This is a genomic window from Fodinibius sp. GM21 (assembly GCF_058386955.1).
Genome location: NZ_JBYEIQ010000004.1, coordinates 136131 through 159099, shown reverse-complemented (window position 1 = coordinate 159099; position 22969 = coordinate 136131). Strand labels below are relative to the sequence as shown.

Below are 22969 nucleotides of genomic sequence, written 5' to 3'. Positions count from 1 at the left end.
AACTGATCAATCTATTTAATTCAAGTTTCGTGAATTAAATTTAAAACTCCCATTTGTAGGTTCGATGTGTTTTATGATGGAAACATCCCAAAGCTTCTAAGCTACGCTGCATCAACCAGTTGCTCTCACTCACCCAAGCCCCCTCCAAATATTGCAGTGCCGGCGCTGCTTTTTTTGTAAACTGAATACCTCGCGTAAATGTGAGTGCCTCTAATCCTATTTTACGATATTGTGGGCGCGTACCGTAGACAAGGGTCCGTAAATGCCGTGCCCGTCGTTTAAACCATAACAGCTTGGGATAATGCCACCAACGCAATTTACCCCCTGTTTCTTTTGATAATTCATTGAGGTCTGGAACACAAACAACAAACGAGGCCGGTTCGCCATCCACAAAAGCAATTAGCACGCTCTCAGGAATTAAGACCGGCTTCAATTTTTCAATCATTACCTCAACTGTATCACGGGTGAGTTCGGTAAATTCCGATTCACGATCCGTGATATCCTGCTGGCTCCAGGCATCATTATAAATCTGACGAATATATTCCGCATCGCGGTGAATATTTTTCTTATCCAGTGATCGTAAAGTCACATCCGATCTGGCTTCGATACGGTTTGTAATACGTTTCATGCGATCAGGTATGGGCTGATCAAAGCTACGCTTATAGCTCCAGTGATCATCGAGCTTTTCCGCGCCGGTTTGCTCCAAAAATTCTTTATAATACGGTGGATGATAAAACATCCCGTAAATAGGAGGTTCTTCATAGTTTTCCACCAGCAATCCCCAATAAATATCATTTTCTCCAAAATTTACGGGGCCCCGCATGGCATTGTATCCTCGCTCTTGATGCCAGTCAGCGGCAAAATTTATAATTTCTTCTGCAATTTTGGAATCATCCTGCATTTCAATAAACCCCATCCCTCCCATCGTAGGATTGAGCACTTTATCACGCTCAGGTGTATTCATCACTGCAAAACGTCCTACAACTTCTTGACCTTCCTTAACCAGAAATCGCTCGCACTCCCCTTTATCAAAAAATACATTTTCATCACGATCAAAAATACTCTCTATTTCAGAACGAAACGGTGGTGCCCAATGGGGATAGTTTTCGTAAATTCTAAATGGTAACTGATGAAATGCATCAATTTGCCGGGATGTACTTACCAATTCAAAGCTATAAGCCATTTGCAGGAAGGTCGCTTCGTTTAAAATCTAATCTTACGATTCGTCTAAATCAGGAAATTATTCATAGATTTCCAATGGAATAACACCTATTATTAGACGGCAAAATGCCAACTTAATATCGACAACTGGCTTGAAGGAACAAAAGAAAAAACAGCTAATAGCAATTCTGTTGTTAGTGTCGTGTTTTATTAGTGGATTCATCCTCTTCTCTACTTCTGATAAGAATACAAAACAACTCACATCGCTTGCGGATGCAGACTCACTTATTCAGCAACAATTTTCAAGCTTTAATATTTCAGAAGAGCAAATAGCTGTTTCCACTACCCGGGTGGACTCAAAATTTTCTCGTAAAACATATTTTGTGGGACTGCCCTACCGTTTCTCCAAAACCCAGTTCCATGCCGAACTCAATGATGCTCTTTATCCATATGGTATTCAAACGCCGGCCCAAGTCACTTTTCCGCAAAAAAATGTCAATATCCAACTATCTTACCGAGAAACTGTAATTCGGACTATTTCACTGCAAACTGATCCTGAACTTTCGCTTCAACAAAATGATATCAGCCTTCTATTAAGTTTTGAGGAGATCCCAGAGTCACAACTCATTTCACAACTCAACACCCTTGCCGAGCCCATTCCTCTGGTGATAAAAATTGAACAGCCGATGGAAGTACAAGCACTTAAGAAAGAACTCAATGGTCAGTATTCTTCTGTTATTTTTTGGTTTCAGAACAAGAATGGGAACGATCTTATCAAAACAAATCCAAAAGCAGCCCGTGCCCGACTTGACCGGCTACAGGATATCTCCCCCAATTCCAGGATCTTAATTACTCAGAATGATGGGGCTCCGTTAATTGAGAAGTTTAACAGAATAACGTTCGTTGATGCTTCAAACGCTCAGCTGTTACATGAACAGTTAGGTAAAAAAGTTTTTCTGGAAGAACTTACATCATTACAATCCAATACACAGTCTTTTTTAGCGTTAATTACCGGAACAGAAACAACTGTTAGATGGCTAATTGAAAAATTACCTGAACTTAAAAAAGCAGGAGCTCGAATTATCCCGCCGCCAAAAATGAATTGATATCATGATTGATCGCCTTAATACTGATAAATGGCTAAAACGTTTTGAACTCAATGAATTTCCTGAACCGGAAATTGTCCAACTCAAACATCCGGTACTGCTCTGTCACGGGTATGGAGCCATCGCATCACTTGTAAAACCTTCCCCACTTTTTGATGTAGCACTATTACTTCGCTCACATAATGTGCTCGCATATGCCCCCAATATTGTTCCATATGCCAAAATCGAAACCCGTGCTGAGGGCTGGGTCAAACTCATCAAAGAACTCACGAGAACAATCCCCACCGGAAAAGTAAATATTGTAGCTCACAGCATGGGCGGGCTCGATATGCGATACGCTCTTTCCAACCTGGATGTAGCACAACATGTAGCTTCATTTACTACAATAAGCACGCCTCACCGCGGAACAAGTCTGGCCGAGCTCACCCTCAAAACACCCGATGCTATCCGTGAAAAACTGGCCGATTTTCTGGACTGGATGGGCGATCGGATTTATCCGCATACAAAAAGTGATTCCGTGGCATCAGCAGCACAATTAACCCGAGAATACGTTACAGAGGTCTTCAATCCCGCAACACCAAACGTTGACGACATTCCCTACTATTCCTATGCCTCGGCCGTGGGTAAAGGAACCAACGAACCCATCCGCGTTATTGCACGATACCAAAACAAACATATCTATGAGCTTGAAGGGCCCAACGACGGGATGGTATCCGTAGAAAGTGCTAAATGGGGCGAACACATTAAGACTTCAAACCTATCACACTTGGAGCAGATGAACTTACGCGTTAAAGATGATCGCGAAGCGATCTACCACTCCTTTTGGTTGGATGTGGTAAAAATGCTCGAGACCAAAGGGCATTAAACCTTACAGCTCAATATCCTCTTTTTGCTTAAGCAGCGTATAGGCCGTCATATCATATTGGATAGGCGTCAATGAGGCATACCCTTTTTCCAAAACATTCACATCAAGATCATCTCCTTCATCAAGCAGCTCCAGCTTACCGGTCATCCAGTAATACGATCTGTTATTGGGATCAACACGCCCTTCAAACTCCTCCACATAGCGGCTGTTCGCCTGACGTGCCCATTTAATGCCTTTGAGTGGTCCGGCAGGAACATTCAAATTCATGGTAACTCCCTTGGGAAGTCCTTCACTTAATACATAGCCGATAACTTTTCGGGCTGCGTCTTTAGCTCCCGAAAGATCCGCATCTTCATCATAATCCGTGCAGCTTACCGCTATAGATGGATATCCCAGTATCGTACCTTCTGTAGCGGCACTTACCGTGCCCGAATACAAAATATTGATACCGGCATTACTACCATGATTAATCCCACTAACAACCAGATCAGGTTTACGCTGCATCAGCTGGTCATGTGCTAATTTTACAGAGTCAGCGGGAGTCCCTGTTACCGCCTGTCCATTAAAACGACCATCAATTTGAAATGATCGCGACCGAAGCGGCGTGTTTACCGTCACGGCGTGCCCCACCGCACTTTGTTGACGATCGGGAGCAATAATCTCAACATCGCCAAATTCATCGGCAACCTGGGCAAGCGCCCGTATGCCCGGCGAAAAAATCCCATCATCATTACAAACTAAAATTACCGGATTGTTATCAGATTTACTCATATATAAATATAGTCAATTAATCGTATTGCTCATTTTCATTGGGAAAATCTCCGGATTTAATATCCCTAATATACTGCTGTACCGCATTCGTCATCGATGAATGCATGTCATCATATCTACGTAAAAATCGCGGCTTAAACTCTTTGTTAAGTCCAAGCATATCATGGGTAACCAGCACCTGTCCGTCACACCTGTGTCCGGCTCCAATACCAATGGTCGGGATAGAAATCGCTTCTGTCACTTTTTTTGCCAATTCAGCCGGTATTTTTTCTAACACAATGGAGAAACATCCTGCTTCCTCCAATTTTTTAGCATCTTCAACCAGTTGTTCAGCCTCTGTCTTTTCTGTTGCTCTTACCTTATAAGTACCAAATTGATAAATACTTTGTGGAGTAAGTCCCAAATGTCCCATTACGGGAATCCCTGCTTCCACAATTTTGGCAATTGTTTTTACAACGGGCTTTCCTCCTTCCAGCTTCACCCCGTGTACTCCTGCCTCCTTCATCATGCGTCCGGCATTTTCCAAAGCCTCTTCAGCTGTCACCTGATAACTCATAAACGGCAAATCTGCTATTACCAGTGCCGTCTCTACTCCCCGGACAACACATGAAGCATGATAAATCATATGCTCCATCGTCATAGGGACAGTAGTTTCATGGCCGGCCATTACATTACTGGCCGAATCACCAACCAGTATTACATCAATACCTGCCTGATCTACTATACGAGCCATTGTATAATCGTATGCGGTAAGCATGCTAATCTTCTCAGATTGCTGCTTCATTTCTACGACAGTCTGGGTAGTAACTTTTTTGGGGCGGTTTGAGGATTGTTGGGTACTCATCTACTCCTCGCTTGGAACTATAGCAGCAGTGGCATCCAGTTCACAAACCACATTCCCATCAACTTTGGCCTCTGCTGTCATATTATAAAAATTTCGTTTTTCCTGAACCAGCTTTACTTCCATTTTCAGCTGATCACCCGGCACCACTGATTTGCGAAATTTTGCTCTATTGATTCCTGTAAAAACCGGAATATAGTCTTCAGGGTTATCAATGTGGGAATGCATCAGCATCAAACAACCACTTTGGGCAATTGCTTCAACCTGAAGTACACCAGGCATAATGGGCCGATTGGGAAAGTGACCGTTAAAAAAATCTTCATTGGCTGTTACATTTTTTATCGATAGGATGCGTCCCTCTTCAACTTCTAACACGCGGTCAACCAGTAAAAATGGATACCGGTGCGGAATTAGCTTTTTAATTTCATCAATTGTTAGCTGGTCCATAGTCTCGTAATATTTTTTAAATATGTAATAATGTTAGGTTTTTATTTTACAGTACCTACATAAACGTAGGCGATACCGCCGGTTAGCTTTTCAAAAATTTGTAAAGAGAAGGATTCCGTTTCTTTCATCAGAGCAATAAAGTCATTCCCAGCGGGAAATTCCGCACTTGTTCGCGGCAAGTATGTATAAGCTTCTCTGTTACCACTTATCCACCCTCCTAATGTAGGCATAATATACTGGCTATATAACTCATACGGATATTTCAACAATCCCTTGGGTTGCCCAAATTCTAAGATCACCACTTTTCCACCTGGAACGACAACGCGAGCCATCTCTTTAAGTGCTTGTACAGGATCATCGACATTGCGAATACCGAAGGCGATACTTGATATATCAAAAATATTATCTTCATAAGGCAAGTCCATCGCATCTGCCACTTCAAAATCGACGACCAGGTTATGTTCTTTGGCCTTAGCGGGAGCATGTTCAATCATCTCGGCACAAAAGTCGGTACCCAGCACATAGCCTTCATCACCGACCGCCTCCTTAAACTCCAAGGCAAGATCACCGGTTCCGGTAGCACAATCCAGCACCCGATCGCCAGCCTCAGCACCACTCAGAGAAACCGTATGATCTCTCCATATGTGATGGATGCCAAATGAAAGGATGGTATTCACCCGATCATAATCATCAGCAATATCCGCAAACATGTTTCGAACTTTTTCACTCATAAAAACTCGTGCAAATTAATGTATCTCTACAAGTAATTAGGATGCTATTTCTTCTCTAGAACGTACTTGGGTCAAGTGTTCGGTCTTATTTATATATAACGATTTAAAGCCGGAGCCATTCCACTCAAGGTGATATAAAGCCCCATTACTATGCGGAATTTTGTGCATATTACTTAATCCATAGCCAAGCCATTCTGATAATAAGATGCGTAATAATCGACCATGCAATACAAACAGTAAGTTTTTGTGCTGGTGTTCCTCCAGAATTACTCTCGCTCTCTTATCAGCACGCTTGAAAACAGCATTAGGACTTTCACCCTGATCAAAAGAAAAATGTACATCACCAGACTTCCAGCGTTCGTGGAGATGTTGTAATTCTGATTTAATCTCCGCAATCGGCTTCCCTTCCAAGATACCAAAATCCATTTCATCCAAATCGCGGTAAGCCAAAACATCTAAGCGTTCTTGTTTGGCTATAGTTTCCGCCGTTTGACGGGATCGCTTTAAACTGCTGCTAACAATTTGTTGAATGGATACATCTTGCAGATGACGAGCAATGGCATGTGCTTGCTGAACGCCTGTATCATTTAAAGAAGCATCAATACCACGTCCCTGTATCTGATTACAGCGATTGTATTCTGTTTCCCCATGACGAGCCAGATATATATTCGTTTCGCTCATATTAGCTTTTTCCCTTTTTTCGGTTTGTTGCCAACTCAACAAATTTATCTTCCATCTGCTGTACTTCGGATGGCTGCAGGTTGTAATGCATACCGTATTTAACCAGTAGCATTTTAAACACACGATCATTAAGCGTCAGCTTTTTATCGACCCCCTGATCAATTTTATCCCACAATCGTTTTAAAAGACCCAATTTCATCAAAAAGAAAAATACGAGTCCAATACCGGCAGCCAAATATTCTCCGGTCATACCCAATGCACTGATTATAACCAATGATGTAATCAGCAAATAACCATCAGTATTCAATAACTTGAGCACCTTGCCGAGATAAACTGTTACAAATGCACTTTTTGACCGATACCATAAGAAATGAAATGCGATAGCTATGGTCACTGCAAAAATGGGATGAATCACCAGTAATAATACCAATAAAAGAGTCAGTGCAAGACTATCGGCACTGCGTACCCAAGCAATAGCTTCTTCAACCAATTTATCCAGCGGACGTTTTTCCAACAATCCCGGCACAAACTGCTTAATTTGATCAGTGGTAATATGAAACCAATCGCCGGTTCGAGTGATAATTCCAAGTTGTGTTTCAAGAAATAGATTTTGCGTGCCGGGTTTTTGCTTTTTCATAAGCCGAAAAATATCCTTCTTTTTGCAAAAAACGAATTTTCAAGGCAATTAATTATGCCTGCGCCACTGTCAAGATAATAACAGGTCCTGCCCCCGACTCTTTTAAGGTATCTGCCAATTCAAATGTAGTAGCGCCGGTCGTAAATACGTCATCAATAATTATACACAATCGATTATTAATCAGATTATTATTTTTGACCTTAAATGCCTTTTGCAAGTTTTGCAAACGTTTTTCTAAGCTAAAGCCTGTTTGCGATCGGGTATTTTTAATCCGAACAATATCGTCAATCCCACAAATGGGAATTTCGTCCCAAATCTCCTGAAATCCTTGGGCCAGCTTAAAAGCCTGGTTAAATCCACGATACCGATATTTAAAATAGTGCAGGGGAACCGGAATTATCACCGATTCACGCGCATCAACCAAACTGACAATGCCGGCATGCTTTTGCACACGTCGACCCAAGGCTCTACCCAAATCACATCCTACTGTTGTAAGTCGCTCATATTTTAGTTGATGCAACAAATTTTGCAGATCACCGCCCTTATCAAATTGCCAAAGGGCATGCTGAATCAGAATGCCATCCGGTAGCAGCGAATCAGAAGAAACCTTGTTATTTTCAGGGTTTCCATCCTCAAAACGATCTCTCAGACAAAACGAGCAAATCTGTCGCTGATCCTCCGTATGTTCGCGGCCACAGCAAACACAAACATTGGGAAATACCACCCGTTTAAAGTCGTTGGCAAAGTGCAGAAAATTACTCATTGGCAACCATTTTTATAGGTAAGATCTACTATTGCCCCAAATCCTTACAGAGAATCTTCTTTTCGGCAAAAATTTTTGCCAACCACTATATTTGTTTAGATTATACGCCGAACAAACGGTTTGCCACTACTAATTCAGAACATTATTTATGGCATCACTCGGAAGAGATCTTGCCCACATTCGCAAAGAGCAAGAATTGAATCTTGAGGATATATATGAAGCTACCAAGATTCCGATAAGGATTCTCGAGTCAATCGAAGACGACTCAATCTTCACCAACTTCGAGGATAATGCTACCTACATACGCAGTTATGTGCGAAGCTATGCAAAAGAATTATCCATAGATGAGAAACAGATTATCTATGCCCTAAATAAAGTTGAAAAAAATGATTACTCCGGGTCGCTGCAAAGTCTGTTTGAGGAACAACCCAAACGCTCTCCTGAAGATGATGAGGATGAAGAGAACGCTGATACAGCGCCGGCAGATACGGGAGATCTCCAGGATAAGGAAATGGTACACGACCATTCACCTGAGTTTCAAGCTGACCAGGCTGACTCATCTGAGGATTCCAGGGGAACACCAAAATCTTCTCCGTTGCCAAAAGCAGACCATCCCGATGTAAAATCGGTGGATTGGGCTGATATGGGCCGAAGATTTCAGCCCCTTAAATCAGTGCGATCGAGAACATGGGCCGGAATCTTTGTTTCACTTTTAATTATCATTGGGGCTGTCTCCTTTTTCTATTTTTATGAAACCGAACCGGTTTCTACTGAAGCTGCTGATAATTCAACAACAACACAGCAAGAAGAGCCGAACGAACAGGGAGTCAGTACGGATTCCCTCGAGTTGGATATTGTTCCATCAACGGAATCCAATACTGCTGCCGAGCAGCAACCCGCTGCTACAGCGGAAGATATCCCGAATGAAGCCCTCTCCACTCTGCCTGATACTATAAGCGTAGTGCTTTATGCAGCTTACGGGCGATTGGAACCGGTACGTGTATATACCGATATTATGGATGATATTAATCCCTATTGGATTGAAGAGGGGGAAGCGATTCGATTTAATTTTGTCAATGAGCTCAATATTCGCGGTCAATTCAGCCGCATGGTATTATTGCTGAATGGTCACCCTGTACAAAATCTACGCGAGGAATTTTACAACCCTGATACACGACTGCTGGAAATCAATCGCAGCTATTTTGAAAATGACCCACAATGGTTGCAGCCTGCTCCGGATTCACTGGAAATTGATGCCCCTCCCCCATCTACTATCCGAGACCGCCCAACTTTTAATTAAACCGATAGAAGCTTTCTCTTATAATGAACAGACAAGAGGCAAAAAAACGCGTTGAAGAACTACGCGAGTTGCTGGATAAAGCCAATAAAGCATATTATCAAGATGCACAACCCTTTATTTCGGACAAAGAATTTGATGACTATCTGGCGGAGTTGGAAAAACTCGAAGAAGCCTACAATCTCGTTAAACCGCATTCCCCCACGCAACGCGTAGGCGGCGAACCCAGCAGCGATTTTGAAACGGTTGAACATCCCGTACCGCTATTAAGTTTGGACAATACGTATAATGAAGGCGAACTGAACGATTTTGACCGTCGCGTCCGTGATATATTAGAGCACAATAATTATACCTACCTGGTTGAACTAAAGTTTGATGGCGCTGCCATAAGGCTTCGTTATGAAAGTGGAGATCTGGTACTCGGGGCCACACGTGGAGATGGTGAGAGCGGTGATGACATCACCCGAAACATCAAAACAATAAAGGATATTCCTTTACATCTCGATGATGACTTCCCGAATGTAGTAGAAGTTCGCGGTGAAGCCTATATGGAGCGGGAAGCCTTTGTCCGGATGAACGAACATCGCGAAGAACAAGGACTCAATCCTTTCGCCAATCCGCGCAACTCGACCGCCGGATCGTTAAAAATGCAAGACCCACGCGAAGTAGCCCGCCGCCCAATCCGTTTTTTCAGCTTTGATCTGCTAACCGAAGACACTGATACCAATATTACCCAATATAAAAAGATGAAGCTATTAGATAAATTCGGCTTACCGGTCTGCGAACATTACGAACAGTGTGCCGACATTAGTGAGGTGCATAACCAAATTGATGAATGGAAAAGTCTTCGTCACGATCTGCCCTTTGAAACCGACGGCGTAGTTATCAAAGTAAACGAAGAGAAATATCGCGACACATTGGGAACGACTTCAAAAGCTCCCCGCTGGGCTATTGCTTACAAATTTGAGGCCCAACAAGCTACAACGACTCTTCAGGATATTACCCTGCAAGTGGGACGACTTGGAAAAATAACACCGGTTGCTGAACTAAAAGCGGTGGAATTAGCAGGCACTACTGTAAAACGTGCTTCGCTGCATAACGAGGATGAAATCCATCGAAAAGATATTCGAATTGGCGATCGAGTAGTCGTAGAAAAAGCCGGTGAGATTATTCCGCAGGTGATAAGCGTAGTTAATCCCGATCGTGAAGATCGCGGAGCAAAGTTTACAATGCCACAACATTGTCCCGCTTGTGGGGAAAATCTTGTCAAACTTGGGGATGATGTGGACTGGCGATGTATCAATCCGGAGTGTCCTCCTCAAGTACGTCAACGCATTGAGCATTTCGCATCCCGCGATGCCATGGATATCGACGGACTGGGGGAAGCAGTCGTGGATCAGCTGGTTTCAGAGCAGTTAATTCATAATTATGCGGATCTCTATGATCTTACAAAAGATCAGCTTTTGCCGTTAGAACGCATGGCCCAAAAAAGTGCCCAAAATCTACTTATCGCAATTGAGAATAGTAAATCTCAGCCTCTGGATCGCGTAATATACGCCATGGGGATTCGCTTTGTGGGTAAAACGGTAGCACGCGACTTGGCTAATGGCTTCCGAACAATGGACGCTCTTATGGACGCAAGTCAAGAGACAATAGAAAAAATTGATTCAATCGGACCTAAAATTGCACAGTCGGTCGTTGAGTTTTTTAAACAGGATCACAACCGTGAAATTGTAACGAAGTTGCGAAATCATGGGCTCAATTTAGCTATGCAACAAAAGGAACAGGCTTCTCAAAAGCTGGAGGGGAAAACATTTGTACTAACAGGGAGCCTTCCCTCGTTAACTCGCAAGGAGGCAACACAACTAATTGAAAAACACGGTGGAAAAACGACTTCTTCGGTAAGCGGCAATACCGACTACCTGCTTGTAGGAAATTCGCCGGGCAGTAAATATGAAAAAGCGCAAGAATTGAACATCCCTAGAATTAACCAAGACACATTTCTGGACCTTATCGATGAAAAACTATAACCTTTTACCTGTTTGGTAATATGGTTATGGGTTGGTATAATTTTGTAATCAACGTATCTTATCCAAACACATTAATGTTTCTGCAAGGCTAGAGGTCACAGAAACGGATTGAATTTACATTTATGGGAATTCTTGAAAAATTGGGATTAGCACCCAAAAAGAGGCAAGGCGCTCCGGTAATTGGAGAAAAGAAGAAAAAACAGGAAGAAGCCTCTACATTAAAGTACAATCCATATCTAAGAACATTTATCCTTGTTATATTTTTGGGAGTTATTGTTCTTGCCATACCAGAAAGTTCGTACAAAGAACCCATTAACTATAACATTGGGGAGCCATGGAGGGCCGATGACTTAACAGCTCCCTTCACTTTTGCCATCCAAAAAAGTGACCAAGAGCTCGAAAAAGAACGTCAAACAATCAGAGAGACCACCCCTCCTATTTTTCACAAGCAACCGGATGTTCAGATTGCGGTACAAAGCAAGCTAGATTCTCTCTTCCAAAGTTTGGGACCAATTAAAAAGGGCTATGAATCCTGGCAGCAATCAAAGGGAGATGAAGAAACAGATGCCCAACGTGATAGCCTGCGATTCGAGGAGCTAAAAAACAGAGCACCTATAAATTTATCTGATTCGGTCTGGCAAACACTTCTGCAAAATTATGAGGCTGTCACCTCACAAAGCAGCAGTTCAAACAATCAATTTTCTGATGTAAACCTGAAAGAACAACTTGAAACGCTTGTCAATGAAGTCCTTGGAGACGGGATTATAAGTGTTCCAAAATCAGAATTATCGAACGATGAGATTACAATTCGTGACTTACAAGATCGCACCGAACAAACGCTCAACTTAGTAAATGTCCGTGATCTTCCTGAGGCAAAAGACTATGCACAATATCGCCTCTCACGCAACTTTTATGATGAATTAGCAAATGCGGGCAACGAAATTTTCGCCCAAATTATTCAGCCAAACTATATCTTCAACAACGAAGAAACCCAAGCACGCATCCAGGATACTCTTGACGAAATCTCTACCTCAAAAGGAGCCGTTGCCCAGGGACAGGTTATCATTCGGCGGGGTGATATCGTCACCGCTGAGAAATATAATATGCTGCAAAGTTTGGCGGATGCCCGCGCCCAGAATGCAAGTGATCTCGAGCGCTGGTTGCGTTATGGCGGAGATATAATTGCGGTTGTTGCTATTCTTACCATTTTCTTTTTCTATCTATACCTATACCGCAGGTATATTTTTGTCGACAATTCCATGTTGACCTTAGTACTGATCGCGTTTTCGCTTGTAATTGTCAGTAGCTCTATTGTATATCATTTTGATGACATCTCCCCATTTATTGTCCCCATTGCCATTGCCCCCATAATTCTAACTATCATTTTTGATTCCCGGGTAGGCCTGTTATCAACGATTACACTGGCACTTCTAACCGGTCTTATTAACGGCAATAGCTTTGAGTTCGTCACCGCCACCACGGTTGCTTGTAGTCTTGGATTATTTTCAGTGCGTGATATTAAAAAACGTTCACAATTTTTCTTTACTACTCCAGGCATCGTATTTGGGTCGTACCTTGTGGTCGTACTTGGTTTTAGCATGACCACCTTTGACAGCTGGGGTGTGCTCGGAAGCGAACTGTTGTTTATTGGTATCAACGCAATATTTATCCTCTTTACCTATCCGTTGATTTTGCTCTTTGAAAAGTCATTCAACGTAACTACCGATTTCTCACTGTTAGAACTAAGCGATACAAACCTACCGCTACTAAAAACATTGATGACCAAAGCTCCGGGCACGTTTCACCACAGCCTGCAGGTATCGAACCTTGCAGAAGCTGCTGCGGGAGCTATTCGTGCAAATGGATTACTTTGCCGGGTTGGAGGACTCTATCACGATATCGGAAAGATGGAAAATCCCGGCTACTTCACTGAAAACCAGACCGAAAGTAACGAACACGACAAGCTAAAACCGCGCATGAGTGCTCTCGTTATAAAAGCACATGTTTCGAATGGTGTTAAAATAGCCGAAGAACATGGCCTGCCCGAAGTTATTATCGACTTCATCAGAACTCATCACGGTGATTCGCTAATCAAATATTTCTGGGAAAAAGCCAAAGAGCAAGCTGATACCAGTAAAAAAGAAATTCGCGAAGAAGACTTCCGGTATGATGGTCCTCTCCCACAGACCAAGGAAACAGGAATATTACTGCTGGCCGATTGTATCGAGGCTTCATCCCGCGCGATGAAAGATCCCAACTATCAGAAGCTTGAAAATCTTATCGATAGGATGATTGATGAACGCGTCAATGAGGGCCAACTCAGTAAAACTCCCCTCACATTCCAAGATATCCGGACAATCAAAGAAACATTTCTCAATATTTTAGTGGGCATATACCACAGCCGCGTTGAGTATCCGGACGATGAAAAAGAGGAAGAAAAGGAAGCCGAGAAAAAAACTAAAGAGAAAGACATTGATCTGGAAGAAACCCCGGCCACCGATGATATGCCTGATCATCCCGATTCTCCCAAGAAACCGCCGCGGGTAGACGAATATTACAATTCGTAAATAGCATGCATTTTCAAGAAGAACTACAGCGGTACATCCAGTTTGTAAAGCTTGAAAAGAGTCTCTCCGAAAACTCCGTAGCATCCTATAAAAATGATCTGAAACGATATCTGCGATTTGTAGCTAGCGATTTGCAAATATCGGATCTGGGCGGCATTGAGTTGCGCCATATCGAAAACTACCTCGAAGAACTAACGGCGATGGATTTGTCGGTGAGTTCTATTGCCAGGAACATATCAAGCATCCGGGGCTTCCATGAATTTGCTGTAGTAGAAGGCATGGCAGAAGCAAATCCGGCCGAGTTAGTCGATTTGCCCAAGCAAGCTAAAAACCTGCCGGATGTATTAAATCCTGATGAAGTTTCTGCTATTATTGATATTCCCAATAGGGAAACCGACGCCGGCATACGCAATGCGGCTATCTTGGAAACGCTATATGCTACCGGTATGCGCGTCAGTGAGCTTACCAGCCTGGAACTTGATAACCTGATCTTTGAAATTGGATTTATTCGCGTACTTGGCAAAGGAAATAAAGAACGCCTGGTCCCTGTCGGAGAAATGGCCCAATCAGCACTGGAGCATTATATTGAGGTCGTTCGTCCAAAATTTCAGAGTGATAAAAATCCCCAAAAAGCCGAAAACAAAGTTTTTCTGAGCCAGCGGGGAAATCCTCTATCACGGATGAGCATCTGGAATATTGTTAATGATGCTGCAGAACGCGCCGGAATTGAAAAAAATGTATATCCCCATATTTTTCGCCACTCTTTTGCTACTCACCTGTTAGAGGGCGGAGCTGATCTACGCGCCGTACAGGAAATGCTGGGACACGCCTCCATCAATACTACCGAAATTTATACGCACGTAGATCGCAGCCTGCTCCATCAGGTTCACAAAGAGTTTCACCCACGGGCATAAGCCAATAGGTGATCTTCTAATTGTAAAGCCCATAACTGGCTCTTATCCCTCCCCGTATAAATAAGCGACATTGACTATTTTGCTGTAAAAACGAACCTTTCCTTGAATATCCATTAACAAAGACATACGTTTTTGAAAACAAATATCCGGGGTATAATTCAGGAACAGACTATTAGTAATGAGAGATAAGTCAGAGGTTACACAGCTTTTGCTAGAAGTGAAGAAGGGATCTGAAAAAGCTTACGATAAACTTTTCCCGCTAATCTACAACGAGTTAAAACAACTTGCCGGCTCTAAACTTAGGGGAGAGCCTAATGACATTACTATTACCGAAACCGAATTGGTTCATGAAGTATATCTAAAAATAATTAACCAAAATTGCATAGAGGCCAATGACAAAAATCACTTCTTGGCGATAGCAGCTCGCTGCATGCGTCAGATTCTGGTGGATCATGCCCGAAAAAAGAAAGCCGAAAAACGCGGCGGTGACCAAAGAGAGGTTACCTATATCGACGAATTATTAAAAACCCGGCAAGAGTCTGAGGAAATTATCGAGCTCGATAAAAAACTAAATGAGCTTGCCCAGCTGGATGAACGAATGGCCGAGGTAGTAACGCTTCGTTATTTTGGACAGATGACAGTTCATCAGACTGCCAAAGCACTGGAGGTATCGGAACGTACTGTCAAGCGCGACTGGGCCAAAGCCCGGGGTTGGCTTTATAAAGAATTAAAAAAGGAATAACTCAGAAGTGCTTTTCGTATGGATCAACAGCAGTGGAAAAAAATTAATAATATTGTAGATACGGCCCTTGATCTCAGCGAAAACGAACGATCAACCTATATAAAAGATGAATGTAAAGATAACAAACAACTCAAGCGACAGGTAACCGAACTTATTGCCTCAATTGAGCAATCCGATAATGAAAATTTTTTGGGAGACGTCGAAGACTATCCGCGGCACCTTGCCCGCGAGATTTCGGACCAGGATACCTATAAACATACTTCCTCTCTCATCGGCACTACGATAGGCAGCTACAAGCTTATTGACCTCATTGGCCACGGCGGCATGGGATCAGTATTTCTGGCCGAACGTGCAGACGAAGCCTACACTCAAAAAGTAGCCTTGAAGTTAATGCGTCGCGGGATGGACACGCCCTCCAATATTGCCCGATTCAAACGTGAACGCAATATTCTGGCCAAGCTCAATCACCCTAATATTGCTCGGCTGCTCGACGGTGGCATGACAGACGAGGGCCTGCCCTACCTGGTGATGGAATACGTGGAAGGCACCCCGCTTTACAGCTATTGTAATGAAAATACGTTATCCATAGAACAGCGACTGGATCTTTTTAAATCTATTTGTAAGGCAGTACATAACGCCCACAACAATGCCATTATTCACCGCGATCTGAAACCTTCAAATATTTTGGTCACCGAAGATGAACAAATAAAAATTCTGGACTTCGGTATCGCTAAATTGCTGGAGCCGAAAGATCCCAAAACACAACTCTTTGAAACACAGACTGGTGCTCGAATTCTAACTCTTGGATACGCGACACCCGAACAGGTCGAGAATCAAACGATTACTACACAAACAGATATCTACACGCTGGGAATTCTTTTATACGAATTGTTGGCCGGCGTTCATCCTTTTGATATGGATGAGAAAGATTTTACTGAGATAGAAGATCTTATCCGCCACAAGCTACCATCCAAGCCTTCTGCCAAATTTCAAAACCTCGATCCTGCTGAGCAACGTAAAAACGCCCGGCTTCGCAATATATCTGCCGATAATCTTGAAAATACATTACAGGGCGATCTGGATGCCATTGCCATGAAAATGCTTCGCAAAGAGCCCGACGCTAGATATAATGCCGTAAGTCAATTGCTGGAAGACCTGGAAAATCGGGAGAAAAATAAACCAATAATTGCAAGAGCAGATACCTATCGATATAAAATTAGCAAGTTTATTAAAAGACATAAATCAGGACTAAGTGTTGCTGCGGGATTTTTGCTGCTTGTAGTCAGCTTTATCTTCATTTATACATGGAGAATTACCCAAGAACGCAACAAAGCACAACTTCAGGCAGAGAAAGCGGAAGCAACCACCGAGTTCCTGGTAGATCTTTTTTCTGCAAGTGACCCATCAGAAGCTCTTGGCGATACCGTTCGAGTACGATCTATTCTGGAAAAAGGTTTGACGCAAATAAACGAGCTCAACAATCAGCCGGCACTACAAGGTCAACTGTTACATACTATGGGCAATGTATATATCAACTTGGGAAAATACACCAAGGCAGAAAAATTATTAGAGCGCTCTCTGAAGCTTCAAAAAAGTGTTAACGGTGAATACAGTGCAGAAACAGCATCAATCTATAATGATCTTGGGGGGTTGCATCAAAAAGCACAAGAGGTACAACAGGCGGAACCGTATTACGCTAAAGCCCTGGATATACGGCAAGATGTATTGGGCACAAATCATGTAGATTATGCAGAAACACTTAGCGATTTAGGGGCATTAATGCGATTTAAGGGCAATGAAGATTCTGCTGAAACGCTCTACAACGAGGCGTTATCTATACGGCGGAATAGCCTTGCCCCCTATCATCCCGATATTGCCAACAGCCTGAATAATCTTGGCGTCCTCCAAAAAACAAAAGGTAAATTTGAAAGAGCCGAAAAGTATTATCAGGAAGCTTTACAAATAAGGCGAAATCATTGGGGAGAAATCCATCCAAAAGTAGCCAATGTGATAAACAATCTGGCTGTATTGTATCGGACAATGGGTAAGTTCGATCTTGCCGAACAATATTATGCCAAGACACTGGACATACGCAAGCAAGTTTATGGGCAAAATCATCCATTAACAGCTCAAAGCCTAAATAATTACGCTGGCTTTTTGTCTGACCAGGGTAACTTTGACCGAGCTGAAACCTACTACCGGCAAGCCCTGGAAATTCGCAAACAGCTTTTAGGTCCCTCTCATATTCAAACCGGGACCGCTTATAATAACCTGGCTAATGTTCTATTCGAGAAAACACAGCTCGATTCTGCGGAACAAGCCTATCAAAATGCTATCGATATCTACTCTTCGGCTCTGGGAGAAGATCACCGCTATGTAGGCATTGTAAAGTCAAACTTAGCGAAAGTTTTCACCGCCAAAAATAACCTCGAAGCAGCAGAAAAAACATTTAATGAGGCGCATGCTATCATGCAGGATAGTTACGACTCAGAAAATATCAGCTTTGCCAATCTCTACAGCCATAGAGCAAAGCTTGAGTTAAAAGAGAACAATATTATACGGGCTAAAGATTTACTTAAAAATGCAATAGACATTCGAAAAGAGTTGCAGGGGCCAAAACATCCGGAATTCAAAGAAAATATCAAGCAGCTCATCTCAGTTTATCAACAACTTGGACATAAATCCCGTGCTGATTCTCTTTCAAAAGCTTATTTATCCCAATAGCGGTATAAATAAATTTGTGGCATTTCGCTTAGTATCATAATTATAATAATGCCTCCGCCTATCATACAAGCGGAGGCATTTATTGGATGTCTCTCTTATAGCTTCATGGCGCTTAGTCTCCTAAGATTTAAGCAAAAAGCATTTTCTAATTTTTGTCATCTAATGTAATGGTGAGGGTCTTATGAAGTTAAGCTCTCAAAGAGGGTCTTCTCGGGGATTCTCCAGTAAGACGTTACATAAGTTTTTATTTCGATGATTAAAACGGAATTCAGTTTCTTTCAAATACAAATAAAACTTAGTTTTGGGAACACCATTAATCGGATTCATGTAAAATTCTAAGCGTAGATTCACCAGTCACATTAATTGGACCATCATCATCCTGTACCGTCCTTGAGTGATCGTACTGTTTTTGAACAATGATAACAGGACTAACCGGAACGGCCTCCCAATCATGAAGTGCATAGATATGTTCAATCGTTGCTGTCAACCCATCCAGATTAACTTTCTTATGGATTTCATTTTCGTGCAACAGCCACCAACTAAATGAAAAGTCGGCCCATATTTCAAAAGAACCAATATCGGGTGAAGTGCAAGAAATATTCTGAGGCATATCATAAAATTGTATCTGCAGCTCTGTTTTCCCGTTCGTTGTAGTGGGATCACCGTAAACAAATTTATGTACTTTTACGCGGGCTGACTCAGGTAGCTCGCAATCTCCTCCTGAATAGTCATAATTCGCCCATGTGAGATCACCACTTCCCGTATATATGCTATCTTGGGTGTTGTATGAAAGATTTACCTCTGCCTTCACCTCTTCATCAGTCGTTTCTGTTGGTCCATCCGCATGGACAATCTCAAGATTAGTTATTGCATTAAACGTCAAGCTCAAATTACTGATTTTCTCACCGCATGGTTCGGCAGGTTTCTTAATGGGTTTTTGAATTTTATCCCAGGCTGTAGTAATAGCATCAACCAAACTGGGACTTTGTCCCTCGCGTTGTTCTTCAATTTTGCTTGTTGCTATGTCAATATATTGGGCAAATACGTCATAACCATCCGCGAGGCTAAACATTTTGAAATTGAACCTCTTTTGAGCAGCTTTCATATATCGGAGTGACTCTTGCTTGCACTTACCTTGATTATTGCTTTGCCATTCACTGGTAGGTATAAGGTGTCCGTCGGGCCCAATAAGCATGTACACTTGTCGTGTTCCCGAAGCGTTTACATCAGTAGCGATATAATCCAGTATTGTCGGATCGCTGTTTTGTGTTATAGCACCCTGTGTTTTATTTGCTGACTTAGACGGTACCGTCCATCCCTTACTCTGTATTACCTGTTCAACCGCATCCACTGCTTTTGTTTCCGACACAGGTTCTATCTTCTGGCAACTAATATCAAAAGTTGTAGCGGTAGTTTCTCCGGCAGTTACCGACACAGTACGCGGATTATTACCATCCACACTACAGTTACCGGCAATATTTATGAGTTCGGCATCGTAACTTCCTTCATCCAGGTTATCAAACGATATCGTCTCGTTGGTAGATATATCTTTTTCATTGTTTCCCAATGTAACTTTGTATCCATCGCCGTCTTGGTCATCCCCACTGGTAGACGTTGTTATCTCAACCGTTCCGGTGGTAGGTTCAGGGCCGGGATCAGAATCAGGTCCCGAATCCGGGCCAGTACTGTTGCTATCACTCCCACAGGATGTTAGAAGTCCTATTACAATGAACAGCATCGATATTTGTAGCAAGCGTCTCATAATATCATGATTGTTAAAATTCCAGATCTCTCCACATTGTACTATGCGTAAGCGTGAGCGAGAAGAGGACAAATTAAATTTCATCCCCTGTTGCGCAGAAAAAATCCACCGTAGCGTTCAAGCCACGGCGGATGAAAATTAACTTTTGTTGATACTTTTACTGACTTGGTTTCTAAAAGTCTTCGGCAAATTGAAGTAAGGTATGGGCAGCGCTTCCGTGATAAGGACTGGCCCATTGGATACCTAAGTTTGAATGACCATTTCTCCACCACCACCAGCTATTTGCTCCGTTTATATAACACTGGGGACAGTTTTCAAAAGATACAACCCAGGGGCCGCCACTTGAACCTGCCGTATAATCACAATCTGTAATCTTAGAAGTTCTGGGACCTGAATTGGAACCGACACCATCTGCTCCATCATAGGGTGCAAAACACTCCCACATCTTTTGACCGCTGAACAAGCTGCCGGCACCCGGATAGCCAAGCTCGCGCCAGTCCTGATCTCGCTGGGCATTGAACATCCAACCAAGCGATCCAGTCACTGAGGCAATTTTCTGGTTGTCACGTTCTTCGACTACAACAGCGCCTAAGTCATAATTCCGGTTACCGTCAGAATACCAGGCAGTAAGGGTGGTTTTGACTCGAGCAGACCATCTACCGTGTGGCGCATCTCCATTTTCATAAGCAGGCACAAACACCCAGCGGTCATGCCAATCTTCTTCCCCCTGTTCTGCAACACAATGGCCCGCTGTCCAAACAACACTACGGTTTTCAGACGCAATTACTGCTGCACTACAAGAAAACCAGTTATCATTCTTGGTAAAAAAGACCTTTCCAATGGTTCGATAGGGATACTGTGAATAATTCGAAGTAACTTCAGAAGCTTCACTGACCACTGAATCACCCTGCATGACATCCTCAAATAAGGTCTTTTTGTTAAGTTCAGGTGTTCTGCCCTCAAGCTGCTCCATTTGAACGTCCGGACCGGGAATGTCTGGATCGGTTGGTGCGGGTGGATCCTCACTGTCCAGTCCTATCCCAGTTCCTTCAACAGGGGAGGCTTCCAGCATTCGCTCGGTAGTCCAAAAATCCCGAGCTGCAGCAGCATCACTGGCAGAAACCTCCTGGCTTACAGGGTTCACTTCTTCCTGTTGCTGTTGTTCTTCAAATACTAGACCAAATACCTGGACCGTCATTTCTCTTCCATTTTCTCCAATGAAGCTAGGATATACTACGACCATAGTTTCATTTGCTCCCAAATCAATATTATTGAGAACCATATTTTCGACTTCATGATATACGAGTGGATCTGTAGTTTGAATAACAATAGGATCTGTAGTTTGAATAAAAGTAGATCTTGGTCTCCAGCCACTACTTGGCACCCACTCTGAACCCGGCAACCACAAGTCAGGAGGTATTTCTTCCGTTAATAATCCTGAAGAAAGCTCATCAGCCGATACTTCAATAGGTTCTGTGTTGCTGCGATTCGCTACCTCCCCGTTATTTATCTGAAAGCTGTGGAGCACCAAGTCGAATTTAGAAAAGTCAGTCTGGGAAGGACCCTCAATACGCACATTATTTTGGAAATAACCCCACGTAAAGTCGCTGGGGGTTTCCTGGATCATGCTGCTCAGCCCGTCCGAAGGCTCCGTCACAAACTCTAGCGGCTCCTGATCGGATTCAGCGTCCGTACCGGTATCACAGGATAGGAATACCAGTGGGACCATCGACAACACAAGTACAAAAATAAGTAGTGATCGTCGCATAATATGATGGTTTCATTCGAATGAACAATTTCCATTACATAGTACTATGCGTAACAGCAGGCGGAATGAGGACAAATTAATGCCCTATTAATTTTGTACTCTGAAATGGATAAAATAAAAATGGGCACTGCCAAATAGCAGTGCCCATTTAAAGGAACGTCTGTTAACTTACATTCCTGGCTTTCAGTTATCTGTAGAAGCCATAATATTCAGCAACCGCTTTGTAATCGGAGGTATCCAAGTTGTCAGGAATTAACGCATTATTACCAGCTCGTTTCGTTAGATCTTCGGTATTAGTGGCTCCAATACGCACAACTTCAATGCGTTCATATGTCGTCTTAGGTGACCCCGATGAGGTAAAGTAGAAATAAGCTTCGTTATCACTAATATTTCCAAAGCTCACCGAATAAGAAGATCCATCATATACACCGTTGGTCGGAACCGAATAGTATCTAAAAGTAGAATTATTCAACCCCCTGTCATTAGCCAGATAAACCAACCAAGCACTTTCCAGAAATTCGTTATTTGTTATCCCTCCTATACTGTATGTTACCGAAGAATTGCTACTAAAATCATGCCCCGGGAAAATATATCTTGTGACATTGGCATTGCCATCGGCGCCCTTAAGATTAATGGGAGTTCCCCATCCATTTTCTGTTTTAGGCCCGTACATGTCATAATTGGCTTGATCCAGATAAAAATCGCCCAGATCTCCTAAAGAAGGATCCGGGGCACCGCTGCCGGCATGAATCTGACTGCCATCTTCACCATCTTCTCCTTTCAATACAATAATGGGATTTCCCCAACCACTGTCATCTTTCGGGCCATACAATTCACCGGTATCTGTATCGAGGTAATAATCTCCATTTTCCCCAGTACTGGCATCAGGGGCTCCACTACCGGAATACATCATGCTGCCATCTTCACCGGCCGGACCAACCGGACCTTGTTGCCCTTGCTGTCCCTGCGGACCTTCGGGACCCTGTGGACCTTCACAGGCCATAAAAATGGACAATGAACAAACTAAAAGTAGCGTCACTATTCGTGTTATACGTTTCATATGTATATGTCTTTTTTGGAATTAATGATAGCTACATAGCAATATGCGTACCATCAAGCGGAATGAGGACAAGTTCATATCAAGAAAAAATATACACTTACT

Annotated in this window: 19 protein-coding genes and 1 pseudogene; 8 read left to right on the top strand and 12 right to left on the bottom strand. The window is 42.8% G+C overall.

The window, feature by feature from the left end; all coding sequences use genetic code 11:
- Positions 1-40 precede the first annotated feature (40 nt).
- Entirely contained in the window at positions 41-1183 is a 1143-nt protein-coding gene (locus tag ACT3IB_RS11020; protein WP_491539069.1) for a hypothetical protein, read from the bottom strand.
- A gap of 130 nt (positions 1184-1313) precedes the next feature.
- On the opposite strand from ACT3IB_RS11020, the gene ACT3IB_RS11015 reads away from it, so the two are divergent.
- On the top strand, positions 1314-2267 hold the full coding sequence (locus tag ACT3IB_RS11015) for a hypothetical protein (protein WP_491539068.1): 954 nt from the start codon (positions 1314-1316) through the stop codon (positions 2265-2267).
- A 4-nt stretch (positions 2268-2271) separates the two neighbouring features.
- On the top strand, positions 2272-3132 hold the full coding sequence (locus tag ACT3IB_RS11010) for an esterase/lipase family protein (protein WP_491539067.1): 861 nt from the start codon (positions 2272-2274) through the stop codon (positions 3130-3132).
- Between the two features lie 3 nt (positions 3133-3135).
- Here the strand turns inward: ACT3IB_RS11010 and surE are convergent, their stop codons facing one another.
- The 7 genes from surE to ACT3IB_RS10975 are packed head-to-tail and all read right to left on the bottom strand — an operon-like array spanning position 3136 to position 8003.
- The gene (gene surE / locus ACT3IB_RS11005; RefSeq protein ID WP_491539066.1) at positions 3136-3903 is read right to left on the bottom strand and encodes a 5'/3'-nucleotidase SurE; all 768 of its coding nucleotides are present in this window, start codon (positions 3901-3903) and stop codon (positions 3136-3138) included.
- Positions 3904-3919: 16 nt separating this feature from the next.
- Positions 3920-4747 carry a 3-methyl-2-oxobutanoate hydroxymethyltransferase gene (panB, locus tag ACT3IB_RS11000; protein ID WP_491539065.1) on the bottom strand — a complete coding sequence of 276 codons (828 nt, stop codon included), beginning with the start codon at positions 4745-4747 and terminating at the stop codon, positions 3920-3922.
- Complete coding sequence (gene fabZ / locus ACT3IB_RS10995; protein WP_491539064.1) at positions 4748-5191, bottom strand: 3-hydroxyacyl-ACP dehydratase FabZ; 444 nt, start codon at positions 5189-5191, stop codon at positions 4748-4750. It lies immediately after the preceding gene.
- A 41-nt stretch (positions 5192-5232) separates the two neighbouring features.
- Positions 5233-5922 (bottom strand): bifunctional demethylmenaquinone methyltransferase/2-methoxy-6-polyprenyl-1,4-benzoquinol methylase UbiE, encoded by a 690-nt coding sequence (gene ubiE / locus ACT3IB_RS10990; RefSeq protein ID WP_491539063.1) that lies wholly within the window; start codon positions 5920-5922, stop codon positions 5233-5235.
- A gap of 36 nt (positions 5923-5958) precedes the next feature.
- Positions 5959-6603, bottom strand: coding sequence for a histidine phosphatase family protein (locus ACT3IB_RS10985; protein WP_491539062.1), 645 nt, complete (start codon positions 6601-6603; stop codon positions 5959-5961).
- Position 6604: 1 nt separating this feature from the next.
- The gene (locus ACT3IB_RS10980) at positions 6605-7240 is read right to left on the bottom strand and encodes a hypothetical protein (protein ID WP_491539061.1); all 636 of its coding nucleotides are present in this window, start codon (positions 7238-7240) and stop codon (positions 6605-6607) included.
- Between the two features lie 52 nt (positions 7241-7292).
- Positions 7293-8003 (bottom strand): ComF family protein, encoded by a 711-nt coding sequence (locus ACT3IB_RS10975; protein ID WP_491539060.1) that lies wholly within the window; start codon positions 8001-8003, stop codon positions 7293-7295.
- A 148-nt stretch (positions 8004-8151) separates the two neighbouring features.
- On the opposite strand from ACT3IB_RS10975, the gene ACT3IB_RS10970 reads away from it, so the two are divergent.
- From ACT3IB_RS10970 to ACT3IB_RS10945, 6 genes are all read left to right on the top strand, one after another.
- Positions 8152-9303 (top strand): helix-turn-helix domain-containing protein, encoded by a 1152-nt coding sequence (locus ACT3IB_RS10970; protein ID WP_491539059.1) that lies wholly within the window; start codon positions 8152-8154, stop codon positions 9301-9303.
- A gap of 23 nt (positions 9304-9326) precedes the next feature.
- Positions 9327-11330 carry an NAD-dependent DNA ligase LigA gene (gene ligA / locus ACT3IB_RS10965; protein ID WP_491539058.1) on the top strand — a complete coding sequence of 668 codons (2004 nt, stop codon included), beginning with the start codon at positions 9327-9329 and terminating at the stop codon, positions 11328-11330.
- 122 nt (positions 11331-11452) lie between these two features.
- Positions 11453-13897: an HD family phosphohydrolase gene (locus ACT3IB_RS10960; protein WP_491539057.1), complete on the top strand. Its 2445-nt coding sequence runs from the start codon at positions 11453-11455 to the stop codon at positions 13895-13897.
- 5 nt (positions 13898-13902) lie between these two features.
- Positions 13903-14811 (top strand): site-specific tyrosine recombinase XerD, encoded by a 909-nt coding sequence (gene xerD, locus ACT3IB_RS10955; RefSeq protein WP_491539056.1) that lies wholly within the window; start codon positions 13903-13905, stop codon positions 14809-14811.
- Positions 14812-14989: 178 nt separating this feature from the next.
- Positions 14990-15553: a sigma-70 family RNA polymerase sigma factor gene (locus tag ACT3IB_RS10950; RefSeq protein ID WP_491539055.1), complete on the top strand. Its 564-nt coding sequence runs from the start codon at positions 14990-14992 to the stop codon at positions 15551-15553.
- An 18-nt stretch (positions 15554-15571) separates the two neighbouring features.
- A complete protein-coding gene (locus tag ACT3IB_RS10945; protein WP_491539054.1) occupies positions 15572-18277 on the top strand; it encodes a tetratricopeptide repeat protein in 2706 nt (901 codons plus the stop codon).
- Positions 18278-18472: 195 nt separating this feature from the next.
- Here ACT3IB_RS10945 and ACT3IB_RS10940 read toward each other — a convergent pair.
- The 4 genes and pseudogenes from ACT3IB_RS10940 to ACT3IB_RS10925 form a co-directional block, all read right to left on the bottom strand.
- Positions 18473-18592: pseudogene (locus ACT3IB_RS10940) on the bottom strand (IS1595 family transposase); the annotation flags it as partial.
- Positions 18591-20039, bottom strand: coding sequence for a hypothetical protein (locus tag ACT3IB_RS10935; protein WP_491539053.1), 1449 nt, complete (start codon positions 20037-20039; stop codon positions 18591-18593). The pseudogene ACT3IB_RS10940 and the gene ACT3IB_RS10935, both read right to left, overlap by 2 nt.
- A gap of 172 nt (positions 20040-20211) precedes the next feature.
- On the bottom strand, positions 20212-21807 hold the full coding sequence (locus ACT3IB_RS10930) for a trypsin-like serine peptidase (RefSeq protein ID WP_491539052.1): 1596 nt from the start codon (positions 21805-21807) through the stop codon (positions 20212-20214).
- A gap of 187 nt (positions 21808-21994) precedes the next feature.
- Positions 21995-22867 carry a hypothetical protein gene (locus tag ACT3IB_RS10925; protein WP_491539051.1) on the bottom strand — a complete coding sequence of 291 codons (873 nt, stop codon included), beginning with the start codon at positions 22865-22867 and terminating at the stop codon, positions 21995-21997.
- Positions 22868-22969 lie beyond the last annotated feature (102 nt).

Bases quoted from the DNA above. Each gene is read 5' to 3' on its own strand.
- ACT3IB_RS10975 (WP_491539060.1), bottom strand. From the start codon at position 8,003: ATGAGTAATTTTCTGCACTTTGCCAACGACTTTAAACGGGTGGTATTT.
- ACT3IB_RS11010 (WP_491539067.1), top strand. From the start codon at position 2,272: ATGATTGATCGCCTTAATACTGATAAATGGCTAAAACGTTTTGAACTC.
- ACT3IB_RS10950 (WP_491539055.1), top strand. From the start codon at position 14,990: ATGAGAGATAAGTCAGAGGTTACACAGCTTTTGCTAGAAGTGAAGAAG.
- ACT3IB_RS10925 (WP_491539051.1), bottom strand. From the start codon at position 22,867: ATGAAACGTATAACACGAATAGTGACGCTACTTTTAGTTTGTTCATTG.
- ACT3IB_RS10970 (WP_491539059.1), top strand. From the start codon at position 8,152: ATGGCATCACTCGGAAGAGATCTTGCCCACATTCGCAAAGAGCAAGAA.
- ACT3IB_RS10985 (WP_491539062.1), bottom strand. From the start codon at position 6,603: ATGAGCGAAACGAATATATATCTGGCTCGTCATGGGGAAACAGAATAC.
- surE (WP_491539066.1), bottom strand. From the start codon at position 3,903: ATGAGTAAATCTGATAACAATCCGGTAATTTTAGTTTGTAATGATGAT.
- panB (WP_491539065.1), bottom strand. From the start codon at position 4,747: ATGAGTACCCAACAATCCTCAAACCGCCCCAAAAAAGTTACTACCCAG.
- fabZ (WP_491539064.1), bottom strand. From the start codon at position 5,191: ATGGACCAGCTAACAATTGATGAAATTAAAAAGCTAATTCCGCACCGG.
- ACT3IB_RS11020 (WP_491539069.1), bottom strand. From the start codon at position 1,183: ATGGCTTATAGCTTTGAATTGGTAAGTACATCCCGGCAAATTGATGCA.
- ACT3IB_RS10935 (WP_491539053.1), bottom strand. From the start codon at position 20,039: ATGAGACGCTTGCTACAAATATCGATGCTGTTCATTGTAATAGGACTT.
- ubiE (WP_491539063.1), bottom strand. From the start codon at position 5,922: ATGAGTGAAAAAGTTCGAAACATGTTTGCGGATATTGCTGATGATTAT.
- ACT3IB_RS10960 (WP_491539057.1), top strand. From the start codon at position 11,453: ATGGGAATTCTTGAAAAATTGGGATTAGCACCCAAAAAGAGGCAAGGC.
- ACT3IB_RS10980 (WP_491539061.1), bottom strand. From the start codon at position 7,240: ATGAAAAAGCAAAAACCCGGCACGCAAAATCTATTTCTTGAAACACAA.
- ACT3IB_RS10945 (WP_491539054.1), top strand. From the start codon at position 15,572: ATGGATCAACAGCAGTGGAAAAAAATTAATAATATTGTAGATACGGCC.
- ACT3IB_RS10930 (WP_491539052.1), bottom strand. From the start codon at position 21,807: ATGCGACGATCACTACTTATTTTTGTACTTGTGTTGTCGATGGTCCCA.
- xerD (WP_491539056.1), top strand. From the start codon at position 13,903: ATGCATTTTCAAGAAGAACTACAGCGGTACATCCAGTTTGTAAAGCTT.
- ligA (WP_491539058.1), top strand. From the start codon at position 9,327: ATGAACAGACAAGAGGCAAAAAAACGCGTTGAAGAACTACGCGAGTTG.